The organism is Streptomyces sp. NPDC004667 (genome assembly GCF_040609475.1).
Taxonomy (GTDB): domain Bacteria; phylum Actinomycetota; class Actinomycetes; order Streptomycetales; family Streptomycetaceae; genus Streptomyces.
Window position 1 is genome coordinate 74751 of the sequence record NZ_JBEXKC010000017.1, and the last position, 20300, is coordinate 95050.

Below are 20300 nucleotides of genomic sequence, written 5' to 3' on the forward strand. Positions count from 1 at the left end.
GGTCCCCCTTCCCGATCTTCCTGGGCCAGACCTTATCCCGGACAGGGTCTTGACGTGGCCGTATGCCGCACCGCATCTTGAATGCCATTCAAGAACCTAGAACGTCATTCAAGGTTCATGGCCGGCGTCAGCCAGAGTCAGGGGTCCGTCGTGGCACAGCAGGAGACACAGCAGGAGACACAGGAGAGAGCCGACGTCGACGAGGTGTTCCGCGTCGAGACGCACGGCATCGACCCCATTCCCGACGCGGAGCGCCACGGCGGCGCCAAGGACCTCTTCTGGCTCTGGTTCGGCTCCAACCTCACCTTCACCTACGTGATCAACGGCGCCCTCGCCGTCGCCTTCGGGCTCTCCTTCTGGCAGGCCACCGCCGTGGTCGTGCTCAGCGCCCTGTCCTTCTTCGCGATCAGCGCCGCCGGACTCAGCGGCATCCGCACCGGCACCGCCACCCTCGTCATCTCCCGCGCCGCCTTCGGGACCCGCGGCAACTTCCCCGCCGGCGTCCTGAACTGGGTGGTGAGCATCGGATACACCATCGTCAACACCGTCGTCGGCACCCTGGCGCTGGAGCTGCTCCTCGCCCAGAGCGGCCTCGCCGACGGGAAGGCGGCCCGCGCCCTCGCGCTCGCCGTCACCCTCGTGCTCACCTTCGCCGTCACCCTGTGGGGCCACGCCACCGTGCAGTTCGCCGAGCGCTGGGCGGCGTACGTGCTGGCCGCCGGTTTCGGCGCGCTGCTCGTCTTCGTCCTGCCGGGCGCCGACACCTCCGCCGCCCCGGCCGCCGCGCCCGGACTCTCCGGCTGGAGCCTGGCCTTCGTGGTGATGCTCGCCGGGCCGTTCTCGTACCTGCCGATGCCCGCCGACTACACCCGCTACCTGCCCCGCACCACCTCGCTGAAGTCGATCACCTGGACCGGGGCCCTCGGCGGCATCGTCTCCTCCGTGGCCCTCGGCGTCGCCGGGGTGGCCGCCGCGACCCAGACCGACATGACCGACGCCGTCGCCGGAGCCGAGGGCCTGCTGCCCGGCTGGTTCCGGCCGCTGTTCCTGTTCCTGGTCCTCGGTGGCTCCGTCACCAACTCGATCATCACCCTCTACTCCTCCGGCCTGAACCTCCAGGTCCTCGGCATCCCGTGGAGCCGCGCCCGCGCCCTCGGCATCAGCGGCGCCGTCACCGCCGCCGGCTCGCTCGCCGCGCTCTTCCTCGCCGACTTCACCACCTCGCTGCTCTCCTTCCTCTCCCTCCTGATCATCGTGTTCGCCCCCTGGGGCGGGGTCTTCCTCGCCGACATGCTGATGCGCCGCTGCCACTACGACGCCGACGCACTGCACGCCGGGTGCCGGGGCGCCTACTGGTACCGCTCCGGCTACCACCCCGCCGGGATGACCGCCCTCCTCGCCGGTCTGGTCTTCGCCGCCCTGACCTGCGACTCCGAGCTGTGGACGGGACCGCTCGTGGCCCCGCTCGGCGGAGCCGACCTGACGCTGTTCGGCTCGGTGGTCTCCGGACTCGTCTACTGGGCCCTCGCCCGCCGCAGCCTCCCGGCGCACGCCCCCGCGGCCTGACCTCCCCCCCCCGTACGTCCCCCCGTACGTCCACGCACCCGTACGTCCACGCACCCGTACGTCCACGCACCCTGGAGCACCCATGTCCCGTCCCCTCCCCGCCGACCTGCTGCTGACCGGAGCCCGGATCCACACCGTGGACCCGGACCTGCCCGAGGCCGAGGCCCTCGCCGTCCGCGACGGGGTGATCGTCTGGGTCGGTCCCGACGCCGGGGCGGAGGCCTGGGCCGGTCCGGACACCGAGCGGATCGACGCGGGCGGCCGGCTGGTCCTGCCCGGGTTCGTCGACGCCCACAACCACGTCCGGCTCGGCTCCGACGCCGACTGCGTCCAGCTCGCCGGGGTGCGCACCCTGGAGGGCATCCGGGAGCGGATACGGGCCTGGCGGGCGGAGCACCCCGATGCCGGGTGGATCGAGGCCGAGGCCTTCGACTACTCCGCGATCCCGGACGGCCGGATGCCCACCGCCGCCGACCTGGACCCGGTCACCGGGGACGTCCCGGCGATCGTGCTCTCGTACGACGTCCACACGGCCTGGCTGAACACCGCCGCCCTGCACCGGCTGGGCGTCTCCCGGGACCGCACGGACCTGCCCTTCGGCACGGCCGCCGTGGACCCGGAGACCGGGGAGCCCACCGGCTTCGTCAAGGACTTCGCCGTCAAGGGCCTGTCCCGGGACGGCCACCGGGCGCTGCGCGAGCTCGGCGTTCCGTGGGCCTCGCCCGACCGGCAGTACGGACGCCTCGCCAGGAGCCTCGACGACGCCATCGGCTTCGGTATCACCACCGTCGTCGAACCGCAGAACTCCCTCGACGACCTCGAACTGTACGAACGCGCCCGCGCCGAGGGCCGGCTGCGCTCGCGGATCGTCGCCGCCCTGTTCCACCCGCGCGGCACCGGTGACGCCGACCTGGACGCGTTCGCCGGGGCCGCCCGGCGGTTCGCCGGGGACCGGCTGCGGGTGGGCCCGCTCAAGCTGTACATCGACGACGTGGTGGAACCCCGTACGGCCGCGCTGCTGGAACCGTACGCGGGCTGCGGCCACCACCGGGGCGAGACCTTCTACCCGGCCGAGGAGTTCGCGGAGCTGCTGGCGAAGCTGGACGCGCGGGGCTTCCAGTGCTTCGTCCACGCCACCGGCGACCGGGGCATCCGCACCGTCCTGGACGCCGTCGCGCACGCCCGCGCCGTCAACGGCCCGCGCGACGCCCGCCACCAGGTGGTGCACGTGGAGTGCCTGGACCCCGAGGACGTGCCGCGCTTCGCCGAGCTGGGCGTGGTCGCCTGCATGCAGCCGCGGCACTGCGCGCCCGAGATCGCGGGACCCGGTCAGGACTGGGCCGAGAACGTGGGGGAGGAGCGCTGGCACAAGGCCTGGCCGATGCGGAGCCTGCACGAGGCCGGGGCGGTGCTGGCCTTCTCCAGCGACTGGAACGTCGCCGAGATGGACCCGATGGTCGGCATCTACACGGCGGTCACCCGCCGCCCGCTGTCCGGCGGCGGCCCTGCGTGGCAGCCGGCGGAGACGGTGGACGTGGAGACGGCGGTGTACGGCTACACGATGGGCTCCGCCCACGCCAACTTCCTGGAGGAGGAACGCGGTTCCCTCACCGTCGGCAAGGCGGCGGACTTCGTGGTGCTCTCCCGCGACATCCTGCGGATCCCGGCGGACCGGATCCCGGGCACGGTGGCCGAAACCGTGGTGGTGGCGGGCGAAATCGTCCACCGGGCGGGCTGAGTTCCGGCGGCGGGTGTGCCTACGCTGCCCCTCCGGGGCGGCTCCGCCCCGGGAACGGGGGGTACGTGGACACGCTCGTCGAGTTCGTGGTGCTGGCGCTCATCGCCCTGACGGCCGGAACCCCGGCCCGCAGGACGGTCTCCCGCGGGGCGGCCGCACGTACGGCGTCCGCCTCGGGCGGCGCCGCCGTGGCCGTTCCCTGCCGGGCGCGTTGGCGGCAGGGGACGCGGCGGCGGTTCTTCGGCTACGGGAAGCTCGGCGTCGGCGCCGACGGCGCGGGCGCGGAGTTCAAGGCCCCGCTGCGCGGAGCGGTCGCGGTGCCCGTGGGCGGCCGGGTGGCCGTCCGGGAAGGCCTGCGGCCGGGCATGCGCGTGCTGGAGTACCGGGCCCCGGACGGGCGGCGCGTCGACTTCCAGGTGTACGAGGCCGAGGTCGCCCGGGCGGCCCGGCTGCTGGAGGGACCGGACCCGGCGGGCCGGTGAACCGGACGGACGGCCGCCCGCCGGAGAGGTCCGTCCGGGGGCGGGGCCGGGATCGGGGTCGAGGTCGGGCCCGGACGCGGGGGCTTCCGGCCGGTGGGCGGGGGCGTGGGTGAACACCGCCGTCCCGGGGGTTTTCACCGTCCGGGTTCGGCTGCGGGTCGGGGGCCGGTTCCGGGTCCGGGTCCGCCGGCGGAGCCGGGTACGGACGGGTCGTCGTCGGGCAGGCCGCTGCCCACCGCCGCCCCCGGTCTGCCCCGGCGCGTGACCGCGCAGGCCAGGGTGATCGCGGCGCCGGCCACGGCCCAGGCGGCCAGCACGAGCATCGGCCCGCGGGCGCCGTTGCCGTGGAAGTAGGTGATGGAGCGGGCGGCGTACGTGCCGGCGCCCGGCGGCAGGGCCGGGCCGATCGCGCTCCAGAACGGCGGCAGCAGCGGGTACGGGTAGGCGCCCCCGGCGCTCGGGTTGCCGAGCACCACGACCAGCAGGATGGCCAGGCCGATGCCGATCACGCCCGCCAGCCCCTGGAAGGCCAGGGTGATCGCGCCGACCGCGAAGACGACCAGGGTGCCCAGGCCCCACAGGCCCATGAGCGAGCCGGGCAGCGCGTCCAGCACCGGGCCGGCGATGACCGCGCCGAGCAGCCCCGCGACGAGGGAGTACAGCAGGAGCGCACCGAGCCGGATGACGGCGCGGTGGACGTTGGCGGGACGGGCCCCGGCGCTGATCGCGAGGATCGCGGCGCACAGGTAGCCGCCCACGCACCAGCCGATGACCAGGTAGAAGGAACTGAGCCCGCGGGCGTCGCCCCGGTAGGCGGGGGCCACGTCGACGACCCGGACGCCGCGCCCCTGGGCCTTCTCGACCGCGCCGACGACCTGCTCCAGGGCCTGGGAGAGCGAGGCCCCGGCGCCGCTCGCGACGATCAGCCGGTCGGTGGTGCCCGCCGGGTCGATGACCAGCGCGCCGTCGACCTCCCGGTTCTCGACCTGGGTGACGGCGGCGGCCTCGCTCCCGACCGCGCGCGGGTCGAGGGGTTTGCCGGGGAGGGCGGCGAGCCGCTGCGCCGACTGCTGGGCGACCCGCTCGACGGGGGCGGCCACCGCGATCGGGATCTCATGGGGCTCGGGGTGGTGGAAGGCCCCGATGTACGAGGTGACGAAGGCCAGCTGGAGGGCCAGTACGCCCAGGACCAGCAGGGCGGCCCGGACGGTCACGGCGTCCTTGACCTCGGCGAGGAAGCCGCCGGGCGGCTCGGCGGCGGGACTCTCGGTGGGCTGGGTCATGTCCCTCACGCTCGGCGCGGCGGGGGCCGGGCGCAGCAGGGGAGGACCGAATGGATGATCGAACAACTGTTTCGCACGGATATTCGAATTGCTCTATGGTGGAGCCGGGGGAGGTGTTGATTCGAGCGAAGCAGGAGGCCGCGGGTGCCTGGTTTTACGCATCTGCACACCGTTTCGGGGTTCTCCACGCGGTACGGGGCTTCGCACCCGGAGCGGCTGGCGGAGCGCGCCGTCGAGCGGGGCATGGACGCCCTCGCCCTGACCGACCGCGACACCCTCGCGGGCGCGGTCCGGTTCGCGAAGGCCGCCGCGAAGGCCGGGATCCGGCCCCTGTTCGGGGTGGACCTGGCCGTGTCCCCCGCGGAGCCGCCCACCGGATCCCGGGCCGGGGCTCCCGCGGGCGGGGCCGGTGAGGCCTCGTACCGCAGGCGGGTCCCGGTCAAGGGCGGCGCCTTCGTCGACGAGTCCGCCCCGCGAGCGCTCTTCCTGGCCCGCGACGGCGCCGCCGGATGGGCGCAGCTGTGCCGGATGGTCACCGCCGCCCACGCCGCGGACCCGGCCGGGCGGCCTGCGGGGCCCGGCCCGGACGGCACGGGCTCCGCGCCCGGCGGCACGGGTCCCGGCGGCACGGGCTCCGGCCCCGGCGGTACGGGCTTCGGCTCCGGGGGCACGGGCTTCGGCTCCGGCGGTACGGGCTCCGGCCCCGGCCGCACCGGCTTCGCACCCGCCGGCACCGGCTTCGCACCCGGCGGCGGGCGGCAGCCGGTGGTGCCCTGGGAGGCGCTGTCCGGCGACGGGGTCTTCGTACTCCTCGGGCCCGGTTCCGAGGTCGGCCGGGCGCTCGCCGCCGGGCGCCCCGACCGGGCGGCCCGGCTGCTCGCGCCCTGGCGGGAGGTCTACGGGGAAGCCCTGCGCCTGGAGGCCGTCCACCACGGCCGCGCCGGCACCGGCCCCGGCTCGCTGCGGCTGGCCGCCCGTACCGTCGGCTTCGCCGCCGAGCAGGGCGTCCCGGCCGTGCTCACCAACGCCGTCCGCTACGCCGACCCGGGCCAGGGCCCCGTCGCCGACGTCCTCGACGCCGCCCGCCGCCTGGTCCCCGTCGACCCCCGGGGCCCCCTCGACGGCGGCGAGCGCTGGCTCAAGGACCCCGGCCGCATGGCCGAGGCCGCCGACCGGATCGCCGAGGCCGCCGGCCTGCGCCCCGCCGACGCCCGCCGGCTGCTCGCGCGGACCCGGGAGACCGCCGAGGCCTGCTCCGTCGACCCCGAGGACGACCTCGGCATCGGCTCCGTGCACTTCCCCGAGGCCCGCCTCGTCGGCGCCGCCCACCGCACCGCCCAGCGGGTGCTCACCTCCCGGGCGTCGGCGGGCCTGGTGCTGCGCGGCCACGCCGGCGACCCCGCCTACTGGGCGCGGATGCACGAGGAACTCGACGTCATCGCCCACCACGGCTACGCCTCCTACTTCCTGACGGTCGCCCGGGTCGTCGACGACGTACGGGAGATGGGCATCCGGGTGGCCGCCCGCGGCTCCGGCGCCGGCTCCCTCGTCAACCACCTCCTCGGCATCGCGCACGCCGACCCCGTCGCGCACGGACTGCTGATGGAACGCTTCCTGTCCAGGCGCCGCCGCGTCCTGCCCGACATCGACATCGACGTGGAGTCCGCCCGCCGGCTGGAGGTGTACCGCCGGATCATCGCCCGCTTCGGCGCCGAACGCGTCGCCACCGTCGCCATGCCCGAGACCTACCGGGTCCGCCACGCCGTCCGCGACGTCGGCGCCGCCCTGTCCATGGACCCGGCCACCGTCGACCGCCTCGCCAAGGCCTTCCCGCACATCCGCGCCCGCGACGCCCGCGCCGCCCTGGAGGAGCTGCCCGAACTGCGCGACGTACGGGACGGGACGGGCGGTGGGGCGTACGAGCGGCTGTGGGACCTCGTCGAGGCCCTGGACGCCCTCCCGCGCGGCACCGCCATGCACCCGTGCGGGGTCCTGCTCTCCGACGCCACCCTGCTCGCCCGCACCCCGGTGGTCCCCACCAGCGGAGAGGGCTTCCCCATGTCCCAGTTCGACAAGGAGGACGTGGAGGACCTCGGACTGCTCAAACTCGACGTCCTGGGCGTGCGGATGCAGTCCGCGATGGCCCACGCCGTCGCGGAGCTGCGGCGGACCACGGGACGCGAACTCGACCTGGACGACCCGGCGCAGGTGCCGCCGGGCGACGGGCCGACGTACGAACTGATCCGCTCCGCCGAGACGCTGGGCTGCTTCCAGATCGAGTCCCCGGGCCAGCGCGACCTGGTGGGCCGGCTCCAGCCGACGGACTTCCACGACCTGGTCGTCGACATCTCCCTCTTCCGCCCGGGCCCGGTGGCCGCCGACATGGTGCGCCCCTTCATCGAGGCCCGGCACGGGCGGGCCCCGGTCCGCTTCCCGCACCCCGACCTCGCCGACGCGCTGCGCGAGACCTACGGGGTCGTCGTCTTCCACGAGCAGATCATCGAGATCGTGCACGTCATGACCGGCTGCGGACGGGACGAGGCCGACCGGGTCCGGCGCGGGCTCTCCGACCCGGACTCCCAGGGCCGGATCAAGGCCTGGTTCGCGGTGACCGCGGCCGCCCGGGGCTACGCGGCGGAGGTGATCGCCCGGACCTGGGAGATCGTCGAGGCCTTCGGCAGCTACGGCTTCTGCAAGGCGCACGCCGTGGCCTTCGCCGTGCCCACGTACCAGTCGGCCTGGCTCAAGGCCCACCACCCGGCGGCCTTCTACGCCGGACTCCTCACCCACGACCCCGGGATGTACCCCAAACGGCTGCTGCTGGCCGACGCCCGGCGCCGGGGCGTACCGGTGCTGCCGCTGGACGTGAACCACTCGGCGACCACCCACCGCATCGAACTGGTGTCCGATGACCCGGAGCGGTGGGGCCTGCGGCTCGCCCTCTCCGACGTCCACGGCATCAGCGAGGCCGAAGCCCTGCGCATCGAGGCCGGCCGGCCCTACGCCTCGCTGCGCGACTTCTGGGACCGGGCACACCCCGGCCGCCCCGTCGCCGAACGCCTCGCCCAGGTCGGCGCGCTGGACGCCTTCGGCGCCAACCGCCGCGACCTGCTGCTGCACCTGGCGGAACTCCACGGCGCCCAGCGCGCCGCCGGAGCCCGCGGCTCCACCCAACTGCCGCTGGGCGGAGGCCGCTCCACCGCCCCCGTCGGACTGCCCGACCTCACCGAAGCCGAACGGCTCAGCGCCGAACTCGGCGTCCTCGGCATGGACGCCTCCCGCCACCTCATGGGCGACCACCAGGCCTTCCTCGCCGAACTGGGCGTCGTCCCCGCCCGCCGCCTGCGGGACACCGCGCACGGCCGGACCGTCCTGGTCGCCGGCGCCAAGGCCGCCACCCAGACCCCGCCGATCCGCTCCGGGAAACGGGTCGTCTTCACCACCCTCGACGACGGCACCGGCCTCGTCGACCTCGCCTTCTTCGACGACAGCCAGGAAGCCTGCGCCCACACCGTCTTCCACTCCTTCCTGCTCCTGGTCCGGGGCGTCGTCCAGCGGCGCGGACCGCAGAGCCTGAGCGTCGTCGGAGCCGCCGCCTGGGACCTCGCCGAACTGGCCGCACTGCGCGCCCGCGAAGGCCTCGGAGCCGTCACGGCCCGCCTGGCCGCCCCCCTGCCCGCGGCCACCCCCGACAACGGCCGCCGCATCCACCTCCCGACCGGCTACGAGATGAACCCGTGGGCCGACCTCCAGCCGCCCGGGGACCGCGCCGCCACCGGCCGCAAACTGTGGCACTCCAGCCCCGGGAGCGCGGGATGAACCGCCCCCGCACCGGAGCGGGCGTCCTGCACGTGCGCTGCGCCCCCACCCTGACCCCCGAGGGCTACCGCGAGGTCCTCGACCTGCTGCGCGAGTTCTCCCCGGTCGTCCAGGCCCTGCCGCCCCGGGCCGCCCTCGTCCAGGTACGGGGAGCCCAGCGGTACTTCGGCGCCGACCCCGCCCGCATCGCCGAGGTCGTCCGGCTGCGCGCCGTGGCCCGGCTCGGCACCGACGTCCGGATCGGCGTCGCGGGCACCTGGGCCGTCGCCGCCATGGCCTCCGCGCGGATCCCGGAACCCGGCGGCACCCTGACCGTCCCCGACGACCCGGCGGCGGTGGCCGGCTTCCTCGCCCCGCTCCCCGTGGACGCGCTGTACGGACTCGGCTCCCGCCAGGCCGAAGCCCTGCGCGGCTACGGGCTGCACACCGTCGGGGCGCTCACCCGGGTCCCGTCCGGAGTCCTCGAACGGATCCTCGGCAAACGGTCCGGACGGCTCGTCGCCGACCGTGCCCGCGGCATCGACCCGCGCCCGGTCACCCCGCGCGACCTGCCTCCCTCGGCCGCCGTCCGCACCGGCTTCACCCGCCAGGAACTGGACGGCCCGCACGCCCGCGCCGCCCTCCTCGCCCTCGTCGTCCGCCTCGGCGCCGCCCTGCGCGGACGCCGCCAGGCCGCCCGTTCCCTTTCCCTGACCCTCCAGTTCGCGGGCGGCACCCGCTGGGAGAAGTCCCGCCGACTGCCCGAACCCTCCGCCCACGACGAGGACCTGCGCACCCTCGCGTACCGGCTGATGGACGCGGCCGGCCTGCAACGGGCCCGGCTCACCGGCATGGTGCTCCGCGCCGAGGACCTCACCGCGGCCGCGGGCACCACCCGCCAGCTCTCCCTGGACCCCGCCCGCGAATCCCGCCTCACGGCCGAAGCCGCCGTCGACCGCGCCAACGCCCGCTTCGGCCCGGGCACGGTCCGCCCCGCCGCCACTTTTTTCGGGGGCTCGGTTCGCCTTGGTGCGAGCTGCGACTGAATCCAGCCCCGCCGGCGTTTGAGGCGCGGGGTCTGGGGCGGAGCCCCAGGGGTGGGCGGCCGGTCGCTCCTGCGCAGCCCCCGGCGGCGGGTGCCGGGAGGGTCAGTCGTCCAGGTCGGGGAGGAGGCGGTGGGTCGTTTCCGTGCGCAGCGGGGTGGTCTGGGCCTGGATCAGGTGGAACTGGGCCTCGCGGGAGAGCCGTCCCGCGGTGTGCCCGAACCGGACCGCCCGGCCGCCGGCCACGGCCACGCACGCCGCGGCCGCCCGCACGGCCAGGTCCAGGGAGGCGGCCCGCAGGGCGAGCCGCCCGGCCGTCCCTTCCCCCGGCGCGAGCCCGTCCCGCAGGGCGTAGGCCTCCGTGCGCAGCCGGGCCGTCCTGCGCGCGAGCCGCAGGCCGAGTTCCTCGAACGGGGGAGACCCGAGCAGGAAGTCGGCGGTCGCCCGCAGCTGGCCGAAGACGGCCGGCTGGGCGTCGGCGTTCTCCAGGTCGTAGGCCCGGATCCAGTCGGCCCGCGGCATCCGCCCGACCACCCGCGCGTCGGGCACGTGGACGTCGCGCAGCTCGACCGAGGCCGTGTGCGTACCGCCCATCGCCCACAGCGGGGCCTCCCCGCCGACGGCGCTCAGCCCGCCGTCCGGGCCGTCGGCGCAGTCCACCAGCGCGAACAGCGCCTCGTCGGACGGGGTGACCGCGCCCACGTAGACCACGTCGGCCAGGCCCCAGCCCGTCATCCACGGCATCCGCCCCCCGAGCCGCCATCCGCCCGGCACCCGCTCCGCCGTGACCGGCGGGCGCGGATGGCGCAGGAAGGCGTAGCCGGCCGTGGCCCGCCGCTCACCGCCCAGCAGCGCGGGCAGCCACCGCGCGCGCACGGCGTCCCCGTCCGGGCCGTCCGCCGCCAGCAGCGCCCTCACCGTCGGCACGTGCTGCGTCCACACGAACCACGTCGACGGATCGACGGCCGCCAGCACCTCGTGGACCTCCCGGACCACCTGACGGGCCGTGAGCCCGCCCGCCGGGTCCGGTTCGTAGGCGAGCAGCCCGTACGCACCGCACGCGGCGAGCGCGTCCAGGTGCGTGCGCGCCACCCCGGCCACGGCGGTGTGCTCCGCTTCGGGGCGCAGGACCCGTACGGCGGTTTCCGTGACGGCCGCGACCAGCGGATCGGCCGCCAGTGCCGGCGGGGCGGCCAGGGCGGTACCCGCGCCGGGAGCGCTCTGCATGGCCGCGATCACCTCAAGTCCGGGTCCGGGGGCGTCCATTGTTCCGGAGCGGCGCTGGAGACGGCCTCGACACACCAGTTTTTACCGACGCGTAACTTCCCTGTCTTGCTACTCGCCCGTAATTTAGCTGGCAGCAGCCCCCTTGTGATCCGGATCACGGGACGAACCCCCACGCATTCCCCTTGACCCGCAAGGAGATCACCCGATGCTGCCCTGGAGACGCCTGCTCCGCCCGCTCGCCGTCCTCACCCTCGCCGCCGCGGCCCTCGTCGCCCCGACCGGCGCCGCCCAGGCCGCGTCCGGCCCCAGCAGCGGCTGGAACGACTGGTCCTGCAAGCCGTCCGCCGCGCACCCGCGCCCCGTCGTCCTCGTCCACGGCACCTTCGGGAACTCCGTGGACAACTGGCTCGGCTTCGCGCCGTACCTGGTCCACCGCGGGTACTGCGTCTACTCCCTCGACTACGGACAGCTCCCGGGCGTGCCCTTCTTCAACGGGCTCGGCCCCATCGACAAGTCCGCCGCCCAGCTCGACACCTTCGTCGACCGGGTGCTGGCCTCCACCGGCGCCCCCAAGGCCGACCTCGTCGGCCACTCCCAGGGCGGCATGATGCCCCGCTACTACCTGAAGTTCCTGGGCGGCGGCGCCAAGGTCAACGCGCTCGTCGGGCTGGCCCCCGACAACCACGGCACCACCCTGTCCGGACTCACCAAGCTCCTCCCGTACTTCCCCGGCGCCGAGGACCTGATCAGCACCGCCACCCCCGGGCTGGCCGACCAGATCGCCGGTTCCGCCTTCCAGAACAAGCTGAACGCGGGCGGCGACACCGTCCCCGGCGTGAAGTACACGGTGATCGCCACCCGCTACGACGAGGTGGTCACCCCCTACCGGACCCAGTTCCTCGACGGGGCGAACGTACGCAACGTCCTGCTCCAGGACCTGTGCCCGCTGGACATCTCCGAGCACGTGACCATCGGCCTCACCGACCGCATCGCCTGGCACGAGGCGCTCAACGCCCTCGACCCCGCACACGCCGAACGGACCACCTGCGCGTCGGTCTTCGACTGACGCACAGGCGGTCCGGGCGGCCCGTCAGGTCAGCGGCCGTGACGGCCCGCCGCCGCCCGGCGGCGGGACACCGCGAACATCACGGCCGCACCGGCGGCCAGGGCGCCTGCCCCGGCGATCGCGATCGCCGGGGTGGCGCTGTTGCCGCCCGTCTGCGCGAGGTCACCCCCCGTGGAGCCGGCCGCGGACGGCGAGGCGGCCGGGACGGAGATCGGCACGGCGCCCGCCGCGCCGTTCGTCTTCGGGTCGTTGTCACCGTGGCCGTTGTGCTCCACGGAGGACTTGCCCGCGCCGTCGGAGATCTGCTGGTCCGTCGGCGCCTTGGCCGGCGGCGCGGAGTCCCCGTCGGCCGCCGGAGCGGCGGGCGCGGCGGAGGGCTTGGCACCGGACCCGGTCGAGGGCCGCGTGCTCGGCCCGCCGCCGGGGGCGGTCCCCGTACCGGCACCACCCGCCCCGGTGTCCTTGCCGAAGACCACGTCCGAGCAGGTGTAGAAGGCCTCGGGGCTGTCCGAGCGCTGCCAGATGCTGTAGATCAGGTGACGGCCCGTCTTCTTCGGGACCGTCCCGCCGAAGACGTAGTCGCCGTTCTGCATGCCCGGGTCCGTGACCTTCGCGAACGGGGCGGGCTCCAGGTCGGACCACTTCAGCGGCTTCGTCGGGTCGTAGCCGTCCTTCGTCACGTAGAGCTCGAAGGAGCCCTTGTGCGGGGCGGTCCCCTTGTACCGGAAGGTGTGCGCCCCGGCCGTCATCGGGCTGGCGGGCCAGTCCGCGCGGGGCAGGTCCAGCCCCTTGTACTTGGAGTTGCCCGCGGAGCACAGCTGCCCGTCGGGGATCAGCTTCCTGCTCTGGCCGGCCGCGTTGGCGATGTTCACCGCGTTCCAGTCGTAGAACGCCTGCGTCCCGCTCGCCGCCACGGCGGCCTTGCACGCGGCCGACTTCGGGGACTCCGGCCCCTCCGCGTAGCAGGCCGCCACCCGGCTCACCGGGTCCGTCATCGAACCGTGGGCGGCGGCGGGCCCGGCGGCGTACGCGGCCACCGCGAGCGGGGCGAGACCGGCGGCGGCGAAACGGAGGGCGGTACGGCGGCGGGACGCGGGCATGGGTGGATCTCCTTCGGGCACAAGGCAGGGGCGCGCCAGCGGAACCGGTCGGTGCGGCGCGGTCCCGAACCGGGCTCCCGCCGCCACCGACCCTCCCTGGCCCGGCCAAGCTAGCCCGCGCCCACCGCCCCGGGCCCCGGATCCGGGCCCCCGCGGTGATCCTTAGGGTCCGCTTAAGGACGGCCTAAGCGGGCCCACAGGAAGGGCCCCCGGACCCGCGCGACGGCGACGCCCGCCCCGTCGCCCCCGACGCCCACCCCGCCGGACGGGCCGTCAGACGAGCAGGGCGGCCAGTCCCGGGACCGAGCGGGCCTGGTCGTCGAGGGCGTCGAGGGCGCGGACGGCCTGGGCAGCGGCCTCCGGGTCGCTCGCGACGAGGCCGCTCGCCGCGAACTCGTCCTCGTCCAGCCGCAGGACGGACGCGCGGTCCGCCGACACCCACAGGTCCAGGTCCAGGTCGTCGACGACGATCTCGCCCCCGCGGACCACCGCCGGGCGGGTCACGTCGCAGTACCAGCCCTTGAGGACGCCCGCGCCGCTCCACACCTCCTTGACCGCGTACCAGCGCGTGCGCCAGAAGTGCTCCACGAACACGTCGCCCGGCTCGAAGCGCACGAAGCCGAAGTCCTTGACCCCGGCAGCCGCCCAGGGCGCGCGCACGGAGATCCGGTCGCCGTCGTCGGACACCTGCGCCGCCGGATAGCTGATCTTGGTGCGGCCGGCCTTGGTGAGGGTGACGATCCATCGCGTGGTCATCGTGCCGCTCCCAGCTTCCTCGTGTGGCGCGTCTCGGTCGCGCAGATCTCGTACCCGAACCACTCGTTGATCGCGAGCATCGGCCCGTTGCCGGTGTCGTTGCCGGTGAACGCCTCCGTGTACCCGGCCGCGCGGGCCCGGTGGAGGGAGTCCGTCTTGGCGAGCTTGGCCAGCCCGCGGCCCCGGTGGGCGCGCAGCGTGCCGGTCATCGCCGAGGAGTAGCGGGTGGCGCCGTCGGTCCGGGCGGCCGAGAAGGCGGCCACCCGGCCGTCGACGAGGACGACCGTGGTCAGTCCGTGGTCCAGGGTCGGGTCGTGCCAGACGTCGGCCAGCCATTCCTCGTAGTCGTCCAGCTCCGCCGGTACGTCACCCGGCTCGTCGGCGCTCGCCTCGGCGTCGGCCTCGAACAGCGGGCGCGGATCGGCGGCGAAGGCCGAGCCGGGGCGCAGTTCCACCCCGGCCGGGAGGGCGGCGGGGAGCGGCGGCAGGGCGGCGGCCGTCAGGTCCAGGCGCAGGAAGTGCGCGGAACGGCCGGGCCGGTAGCCGTGCCGCTCGGCGAAGGCCCGGTGCGCCGGCCCGTCCAGCACCCAGCTGTACGAGGCCCGCGCGCCCGCGGCCGCGAGGTGCTCCTCGGCGGCGCGCACCAGGGCGGTCCCGGCGCCGAGACCCCGGTGCGCAGGGTCGACGAGGACGTTGACGAACGACTGGCCGGGCTCGGGGCTGTCGTGCGCGAGCCCGACCTGCGCGGTGCCGATGGCACGGCCGTCGGGGGTCTCGGCGAGGAGCAGCCGGTAGCGCTTCGCGGCGGGCGCGCCGGCCAGCTCGTGGGCCACACCGGCGGGGGTGGTCACCATGAACGGCAGGGCGGCCCGGCGCACGCGTACGACGGCCTCCGCGTCCGTGGGGTCGGCGGGGCGCAGGTCGCGGATCAGGACGGTCATGCGGCCGACGTTACGGGTGGGCCCGCGGCCCGCGCCTGCGAATTACCCGGGGGATGGGGGACAATCGGCGGCGTGACCTCGACCAACCTCAGGATCAGGATCGACGGCTCGGCCGGCGCGGCCGCCCCGTACGAACAGCTGCGCGCGCAGATCGCCGACCGGGCCCGGTCGGGCAAGCTCCCGGCGGGGTACAAGCTGCCGACGGTGCGCGGCCTGGCGGAGGAACTGGGGCTGGCCGCCAACACGGTGGCCAAGGCGTACCGGGCGCTGGAGGCCGACGGGGTGATCGAGACGCGGGGCCGCAACGGGACGTTCGTCGCCGCCGCCGAGGGTTCCTCCCGGGAGGCGGCCGCGGCCGCGCAGGCGTACGCGGAGCGGGCGCACCGCCTCGGCCTGACGGAGGCGGAAGCCGTCGAAGCCGCCACATCCGCCCTCCGCGCCCGCTACGCGACCCCCTGACCGACCGCCGCCCCGACGGTTCACCCGCCCCGGCGCCCGTGGCGCTACGCGGTCCGGTTGGCCCGGCGTCGGCCCGGGGGCGTTGGTCCGGCCCGCCGTCCGGGGCCGGTTCGCCGGGCGGAGCCCAGACGTTCGGCATCGCCCCGACCGCCTGCCGCACGGGGGCGTGGTCCGGGGCCGGTTCGACCGGCATCGCCCCGACTGTCCGTCGACGCGGTCCGGTGTCCGGTGTCCGGAGGCCGTGTGCCTCCGGAGCCGGCCCGACCGGCATCGCCCCGGCCGGTCGCCGGGGGTTCGCCGGTGGGCCGGGGTTCGGGGCGTGCCCCGAGCCACCCCCCCCGTGACCGCCGGAGGCTAGAGGTACAGGCCCGCCTCCGGCGTCTGCGGCTGTGCCGGGACCACCGCCGCCGGGCCCGTGCCGCGGCGCAGGGCGAAGAGTTCGGCCAGGGTCGCGCCCTCGCGGGAGACGCCCTCCTCCGTACCGAGCCAGTCCACCGCCTCCCCCCGCGTCAGCCGCCCGACCTCGATGCGGGCCAGGCAGCGCCCCGGGCGGACGACCGCGGGGTGGAGCCGCTCCAGGTCCTCGTTGGTGGTGACGCCGACCAGCACGTTGCGGCCCTGGCCCAGCAGACCGTCCGTCAGGTTCAGCAGCCGCGACAGGGCCTGACCCGCCGTGTGCCGGGCCTCCCCGCGGATCAGCTCGTCGCAGTCCTCCAGCAGCAGCAGCCGCCACCGCCCCTTGGCGGAGCCCTCGTCCTCCCCGATCGCGATGTCCATCAGGTAGCCCACGTCGTTGAACAGCCGTTCCGGGTCCAGGACGCAGTCCACCTGGCACCAGTCCCGCCACGACCGCGCCAGCGTCCGCAGCGCCGAGGTCTTCCCGGTGCCCGGCGGTCCGTGCAGGAGCAGCAGCCGGCCCGCGATGTCGTCCGGGGTGAGCTTCATCAGCCGGTCCATCGCCGTCGCCACCGGGGCGGTGTAGTTGGGCCGGATTTCGTCCCAGGTGCCCGCGGAGATCTGCCGGGTCGTGCGGTACGGGCCGCGGCGCGGGGAGACGTACCAGAACCCCATCGTGACGTTGTCGGGCTGCGGTTCGGGCTCGTCCTGAGCCCCATCGGTGGCCTGCCCGAGGACCCCGGCGGCGAGTTCGTCGCTGACCGCGGTCACCGTCACGTCGGCGCCCCTGCTCCAGCGGGAGACGAGCACGGTCCACCCCTCGCCCTCGGCGAGCGTGGCGCTGCGGTCGGTGTCGCGCGCCGACCGGAGCACGGTGGCCCGCGGCGGCAGCAGCGTCGCCTCCGGCTTCACCCGGTCGATCGTCACGCTCTGCGCGTACGGCTGCTCGCCGGAGGCGAACCGGCCGAGGAACAGGGCGTCGACGACATCCGACGGTGAATCACTGTCGTCCACGTTCAGGCGAATCGGCAGCGCGTCCTGCGGGTCTGCTGGCATGGCGCCCATGATCCGGCACGATGTGCCCGCACGCACCCGTGTTTCGCCGGATCGGGTGGCGGCGTTCCCTCTTCAAACGCAACGGGCGTGAAGATTCCGGCGCCAAGCCGCCCCGAAACATTCTTGGCATGGACACTTCCACAAGGTCACGGCTGCTTGTACCACGGACTCAGGAGTAACCCCCCCACGGAGTACCCCCACAAGGAGCCATCCCCATGAGCATCAGACTGCCGCGCCTCGCCGCCCTCGCCTCCTCCCTGCTCCTCGCCGCCGGCGCCACCCTGCTCGGAACCGGCCAGGCCGCCGCCCAGGCCGACTTCGGCTACGTGGCCCTCGGCGACTCGTACTCCTCCGGCGTCGGCGCCGGCAACTACGACGGCGCCAGTGGCAACTGCAAGCGCACCAGCCGCGCCTACCCGGCCCTGTGGGCCGCCGCCCACTCCCCCCAGACCTTCTCCTTCGTCGCCTGCTCGGGCGCCCGTACGGACGACGTCCTCTCCGGGCAGCTCGCTCCGCTCAACTCCGGCACCGACCTGGTCAGCATCACCATCGGCGGCAACGACGCCGGTTTCTCGGACGTCATGACGACCTGTGTGCTCCAGTCCGAATCCACCTGCGTCAGCCGCGTCAACGAGGCCAAGGCGTACGTGGACTCAACCCTCCCCGGACGGCTCGACCAGGTCTACGACGCCATCCACGGCCGGGCCCCGGGCGCCAGGGTGGTCGTCCTCGGCTACCCCCGCTTCTACAAGCTGAACGGGAACTGCGTCGCCGGCCTCACCGAAGGCGAACGCACCGCCATCAACGGAGCGTCCGACTACCTCAACGCGGCCATCGCCAAGCGCGCCGCCGACCACGGATTCACCTTCGCCTCGGTCGCCGGATCCTTCACGGGCCACGAGATCTGCTCCGGCGACGCGTGGCTGCACAGCGTCAACTGGCTCAACATCACGGAGTCCTACCACCCCACCGCCGCCGGGCAGTCCGGCGGCTACCTGCCCGTCTTCACCGGCAAGGCCTGACCGGCAAGGCCTGACCGGCGGGGCGCCACCCCGCGCCGTCTCCGCTACCCCGGACCGGCCTGCCCGCTCGGCGTCGGACTCGGCGTCGGCGTCGGGGTCGGCTCCGGCGGGGGCGTGCCGCCCGGCGTCGCGGAGGCGGCGGGGGAGGAGGCCCCGCCCGTCGGGGTCTCCTTCGCGCACGTCACGGAGAACTCCAGCCACGGCGAGGCCGTCAGGGCGGGCTGCCGCACCTCCAACCGGACCGCGTCGGCGAGGGTGGCCCCCGCCCGGTGCCCGGACTCGGTGTGGTCCAACTGGCGGGTCCGGGGCCCGTCCGCCTCGTACACGATGCTCTGCCAGTCCGACGCGGGAGCCGGTCCCCCGCGCGTGATCCAGCGGTACTCCACCACGGCGGGGGTGCGCGCCACCTCCAGCGTCCCGGTGAAGGCGGGCGCGAGCGTCCCGGGCGGCGGGCAGGTCCCGGCGTAGGCGGGGCGCACGGTGTGGACGTAGAGCGTGACGCTCTGCGGGGGCCCGGTGCCGGCCGACGCCGAGGAGGAGGCCGACGCCGACGCGGAAGCCGAGCCGGAGGCGGTCGCCGGAGCGGACCCGGAGGCCGCCGCGGAGCCCGAGGACCCGGCCCCGCCGGCCCCGTCCGTCCCGGAGCCGGTGTCCCGTAGCAGGAGCCACACCAGCAGGGCCAGTACCAGCAGCAGCGCCGCGATCCCGAAGGTCAGCACCACCCCGGCCCGCCCCGGCCGGGGCGGCGGGGACGACGACGGCGCGGCGGCGGACGCCGGTCCCACCGCCGGGGTCTCCGCGTACGGGCCGCCGCCCGCGTGCGGGCCGCCCGTTCCGTACGGGCCGCCCGTCCCGGGCGTGACGGCCGTCGGGGCGTCCGGCCCCGACACCGGCCCGCCGGAGGCCCGGACGGTCCCGCCCGCGCCGATGATCCGCAGCATCCGGGCGGCCTCCGCGGCGGCGAGCCGCTCCCGCGGGTCCTTGCGCAGCAGCCCCTCCAGCACGGGCTCCAGCGCCCCGGCCCGGCGCGGCGGCGGAAGCTCCCGGTCCACCACGGCGTGGAGCGTCGACAGCGGGGTGTCCCGGCGGAACGGGGAGACGCCCTCCACGGCCGCGTACAGCATCACCCCGAGCGACCACAGGTCCGACTCCGGACCCGGCTCCTGGCCCAACGCCCGCTCCGGGGCCAGGAATTCGGGGGAGCCGACCATCTCGCCGGTCATCGTGATCGCGGAGGAGCCCTCCAGGCTCGCGATCCCGAAGTCGCTCAGCACCACCCGCCCGTCGTTGGCGATCAGCGCGTTGGCGGGCTTCACGTCCCGGTGCAGCACCCCCGCCTCGTGCGCGGAGCGCAGCGCGGCCAGTACCTGCTCGCCGAGGTGGGCCGCCCGCTGCGGGGTCAGCGGGCCCTCGCCCTCCAGCACCTCCGCCAGCGAGAGCCCGCGCACCAGCTCCATCACGATCCAGGGCCGGCCGTCCTCGCTCGCCACGTCGTAGACGGTGACGACCCCGCGGTGCGAGACGCGGGCCGCCGCCCACGCCTCCCGCTCCAGGCGCCGGTACATGCGCGCCACCTCGGCGGCGTCCAGCCCGGCGGGCGCCCTTACCTCCTTGACGGCGACCTCGCGGCCCAGCACCTCGTCCCGGGCCCGCCAGACGATGCCCATGCCGCCGCGGCCCAGGGGGCCGAGCAGCCGGTAGCGTCCGGCGACGACACGCGCGGCGTCCCCGCCTTCGTTCCCACTCACGCGAACCCCCAAGCGTCACCGGGTGATCACTCCAAGTTAGCGCAGTGCGCGTCGGTCGGCCCCCGTCGTGACGACACTCTCCTTTCATCCCTCCGAGGGGCTCCCCAAGTCGGCCGGATGCTGCGGAGAGTGACGGTCGACTCCGGTGAGTAATCGTCAACTACCCGTAACTACAGGGGTAATTCACACCACCGGGATACCCGAGTGTGACGCCGGGGCGATAGGGTTACCCTGCCCGGGCCGGGTGCCCTCGTACGGGTGGGGAGAGACATGGAACAGATAGCAATGCGCAGCAGGCCGCCCCGCGTGCCTGCCATCACCTGCGGTAGCAGCGCGGTCAGCTCGCGCCTCGACCGCCATCTCGCCGTGCTGGGCGGCCCCGCCGTCCCGCACCACGAGGCGGCCGAGGCGACCCTGCTGATGCGCGAGCTCACCTCTCGCGACCACACGCACGTCCAGCGGAGCCGGAGCGCGCGCGTCGCGCTGTTCGCCCCGCTGCGCAGGCTGCGTCGCACGCTCTTCGGCAGCCGCCGCTCGTAGACGTCCCCGCGGCGCGGCCGGTCCGGCCCGGCCGCACCCCCGGCCCCTCCCGGGTGTCCACCGGGATCCTCCCGGCGTT

16 protein-coding genes are annotated in these 20300 nt (G+C 75.1%); 9 read left to right on the forward strand and 7 right to left on the reverse strand.

The window, feature by feature from the left end:
* Nucleotides 1-150 precede the first annotated feature (150 nt).
* From ABZW32_RS12685 to ABZW32_RS12695, 3 genes are all read left to right on the forward strand, one after another.
* On the forward strand, nucleotides 151-1566 hold the full coding sequence (locus ABZW32_RS12685) for a cytosine permease (protein ID WP_356214701.1): 1416 nt from the start codon (nucleotides 151-153) through the stop codon (nucleotides 1564-1566).
* An 82-nt stretch (nucleotides 1567-1648) separates the two neighbouring features.
* A complete protein-coding gene (locus ABZW32_RS12690) occupies nucleotides 1649-3304 on the forward strand; it encodes an amidohydrolase (RefSeq protein WP_356214703.1) in 1656 nt (551 codons plus the stop codon).
* A gap of 65 nt (nucleotides 3305-3369) precedes the next feature.
* Nucleotides 3370-3786, forward strand: coding sequence for a hypothetical protein (locus ABZW32_RS12695; protein ID WP_356214705.1), 417 nt, complete (start codon nucleotides 3370-3372; stop codon nucleotides 3784-3786).
* A gap of 134 nt (nucleotides 3787-3920) precedes the next feature.
* Here the strand turns inward: ABZW32_RS12695 and ABZW32_RS12700 are convergent, their stop codons facing one another.
* A complete protein-coding gene (locus tag ABZW32_RS12700) occupies nucleotides 3921-5069 on the reverse strand; it encodes a DUF3533 domain-containing protein (protein ID WP_356214707.1) in 1149 nt (382 codons plus the stop codon).
* A gap of 144 nt (nucleotides 5070-5213) precedes the next feature.
* Here ABZW32_RS12700 and ABZW32_RS12705 point away from each other — a divergent pair, with 144 nt between their 5' ends.
* Together ABZW32_RS12705 and ABZW32_RS12710 are read left to right on the forward strand one after the other, a co-directional pair.
* On the forward strand, nucleotides 5214-8888 hold the full coding sequence (locus ABZW32_RS12705) for a DNA polymerase III subunit alpha (RefSeq protein ID WP_356214709.1): 3675 nt from the start codon (nucleotides 5214-5216) through the stop codon (nucleotides 8886-8888).
* The gene (locus ABZW32_RS12710) at nucleotides 8885-9913 is read left to right on the forward strand and encodes a hypothetical protein (protein ID WP_356214711.1); all 1029 of its coding nucleotides are present in this window, start codon (nucleotides 8885-8887) and stop codon (nucleotides 9911-9913) included. The genes ABZW32_RS12705 and ABZW32_RS12710 overlap by 4 nt, the downstream gene beginning before the upstream one ends.
* Before the next feature lie 102 nt (nucleotides 9914-10015).
* On the opposite strand, the gene ABZW32_RS12715 is transcribed toward ABZW32_RS12710, so the two are convergent.
* Nucleotides 10016-11137 carry an acyl-CoA dehydrogenase family protein gene (locus ABZW32_RS12715; RefSeq protein ID WP_356214713.1) on the reverse strand — a complete coding sequence of 374 codons (1122 nt, stop codon included), beginning with the start codon at nucleotides 11135-11137 and terminating at the stop codon, nucleotides 10016-10018.
* A 205-nt stretch (nucleotides 11138-11342) separates the two neighbouring features.
* Here ABZW32_RS12715 and ABZW32_RS12720 point away from each other — a divergent pair, with 205 nt between their 5' ends.
* Nucleotides 11343-12203: an alpha/beta fold hydrolase gene (locus ABZW32_RS12720; protein WP_356214715.1), complete on the forward strand. Its 861-nt coding sequence runs from the start codon at nucleotides 11343-11345 to the stop codon at nucleotides 12201-12203.
* A 29-nt stretch (nucleotides 12204-12232) separates the two neighbouring features.
* Here ABZW32_RS12720 and ABZW32_RS12725 read toward each other — a convergent pair whose 3' ends face one another.
* The 3 genes from ABZW32_RS12725 to ABZW32_RS12735 form a co-directional block, all read right to left on the reverse strand.
* Nucleotides 12233-13303, reverse strand: a complete 1071-nt coding sequence (locus ABZW32_RS12725) for a lytic polysaccharide monooxygenase (RefSeq protein WP_356214717.1) — start codon at nucleotides 13301-13303, stop codon at nucleotides 12233-12235.
* A 273-nt stretch (nucleotides 13304-13576) separates the two neighbouring features.
* The gene (locus tag ABZW32_RS12730) at nucleotides 13577-14059 is read right to left on the reverse strand and encodes a DUF402 domain-containing protein (RefSeq protein WP_356214719.1); all 483 of its coding nucleotides are present in this window, start codon (nucleotides 14057-14059) and stop codon (nucleotides 13577-13579) included.
* Nucleotides 14056-15000 (reverse strand): GNAT family N-acetyltransferase, encoded by a 945-nt coding sequence (locus tag ABZW32_RS12735; RefSeq protein ID WP_356214720.1) that lies wholly within the window; start codon nucleotides 14998-15000, stop codon nucleotides 14056-14058. The genes ABZW32_RS12730 and ABZW32_RS12735 overlap by 4 nt, the downstream gene beginning before the upstream one ends.
* A gap of 72 nt (nucleotides 15001-15072) precedes the next feature.
* Here ABZW32_RS12735 and ABZW32_RS12740 point away from each other — a divergent pair, with 72 nt between their 5' ends.
* Nucleotides 15073-15459, forward strand: a complete 387-nt coding sequence (locus ABZW32_RS12740; RefSeq protein ID WP_356214722.1) for a GntR family transcriptional regulator — start codon at nucleotides 15073-15075, stop codon at nucleotides 15457-15459.
* Between the two features lie 354 nt (nucleotides 15460-15813).
* Here the strand turns inward: ABZW32_RS12740 and ABZW32_RS12745 are convergent, their stop codons facing one another.
* Nucleotides 15814-16911, reverse strand: coding sequence for a DUF5925 domain-containing protein (locus ABZW32_RS12745; RefSeq protein WP_356214724.1), 1098 nt, complete (start codon nucleotides 16909-16911; stop codon nucleotides 15814-15816).
* Nucleotides 16912-17132: 221 nt separating this feature from the next.
* Here ABZW32_RS12745 and ABZW32_RS12750 point away from each other — a divergent pair, with 221 nt between their 5' ends.
* Nucleotides 17133-17933, forward strand: coding sequence for an SGNH/GDSL hydrolase family protein (locus tag ABZW32_RS12750; protein WP_356214786.1), 801 nt, complete (start codon nucleotides 17133-17135; stop codon nucleotides 17931-17933).
* A gap of 44 nt (nucleotides 17934-17977) precedes the next feature.
* Here the strand turns inward: ABZW32_RS12750 and ABZW32_RS12755 are convergent, their stop codons facing one another.
* Nucleotides 17978-19681 (reverse strand): serine/threonine-protein kinase, encoded by a 1704-nt coding sequence (locus tag ABZW32_RS12755; RefSeq protein ID WP_356214726.1) that lies wholly within the window; start codon nucleotides 19679-19681, stop codon nucleotides 17978-17980.
* A gap of 270 nt (nucleotides 19682-19951) precedes the next feature.
* On the opposite strand from ABZW32_RS12755, the gene ABZW32_RS12760 reads away from it, so the two are divergent.
* Complete coding sequence (locus ABZW32_RS12760; protein ID WP_356214728.1) at nucleotides 19952-20221, forward strand: hypothetical protein; 270 nt, start codon at nucleotides 19952-19954, stop codon at nucleotides 20219-20221.
* The last annotated feature ends 79 nt before the right edge of the window (nucleotides 20222-20300 follow it).

Coding starts and splice junctions, on each gene's coding strand:
- ABZW32_RS12710 (WP_356214711.1), top strand. CDS start 8,885: ATGAACCGCCCCCGCACCGGAGCGGGCGTCCTGCACGTGCGCTGCGCC.
- ABZW32_RS12725 (WP_356214717.1), bottom strand. CDS start 13,303: ATGCCCGCGTCCCGCCGCCGTACCGCCCTCCGTTTCGCCGCCGCCGGT.
- ABZW32_RS12700 (WP_356214707.1), bottom strand. CDS start 5,069: ATGACCCAGCCCACCGAGAGTCCCGCCGCCGAGCCGCCCGGCGGCTTC.
- ABZW32_RS12720 (WP_356214715.1), top strand. CDS start 11,343: ATGCTGCCCTGGAGACGCCTGCTCCGCCCGCTCGCCGTCCTCACCCTC.
- ABZW32_RS12715 (WP_356214713.1), bottom strand. CDS start 11,137: ATGCAGAGCGCTCCCGGCGCGGGTACCGCCCTGGCCGCCCCGCCGGCA.
- ABZW32_RS12735 (WP_356214720.1), bottom strand. CDS start 15,000: ATGACCGTCCTGATCCGCGACCTGCGCCCCGCCGACCCCACGGACGCG.
- ABZW32_RS12690 (WP_356214703.1), top strand. CDS start 1,649: ATGTCCCGTCCCCTCCCCGCCGACCTGCTGCTGACCGGAGCCCGGATC.
- ABZW32_RS12730 (WP_356214719.1), bottom strand. CDS start 14,059: ATGACCACGCGATGGATCGTCACCCTCACCAAGGCCGGCCGCACCAAG.
- ABZW32_RS12760 (WP_356214728.1), top strand. CDS start 19,952: ATGGAACAGATAGCAATGCGCAGCAGGCCGCCCCGCGTGCCTGCCATC.
- ABZW32_RS12745 (WP_356214724.1), bottom strand. CDS start 16,911: ATGCCAGCAGACCCGCAGGACGCGCTGCCGATTCGCCTGAACGTGGAC.